Raw genomic sequence first — 380 nt, forward strand, 5'->3', positions numbered from 1 at the left:
AAGCTGATGCAGGACGAACTGCGGGCCAGCCCGGACGACATCAAGCTGCGCGCCACCTTTGAGCGCCAGCGCCAGTTCTATGTGCAGAACCTGATCAAGCAAGGCGAAGCCGCGCGCGCCACCGGCGATAGCGCCACGGCGCTGGCGTCGTTCCAGCATGTATTGCAATGGGACAGCGGCAATCTGCGCGCCAAAGAAGTGGTCAACAATATCGAAATGGATTTGCGCCACGCCTCGATGCTCAAATACGTCGGCACCATCAAGACCGAGCATCCTGAAGACGCCATGACCGTGGTCGAGCAAGTCTTGCAGGACAATCCGCGCAATCTGCAGGCGCGGCGGCTGAAGGATGAAATCCAGACGCGGCTGAATCGCAGCAC

1 protein-coding gene is annotated in these 380 nt (G+C 60.0%); it reads left to right on the plus strand.

All coding sequences use genetic code 11. From position 1 onward, the window contains the following. On the plus strand, positions 1–380 hold a 380-nt coding region (locus ACYQ1A_RS21820), incomplete at both ends, for a hypothetical protein (RefSeq protein ID WP_499365825.1).

It is taken from the genome of Silvimonas sp. JCM 19000 (genome assembly GCF_054652575.1).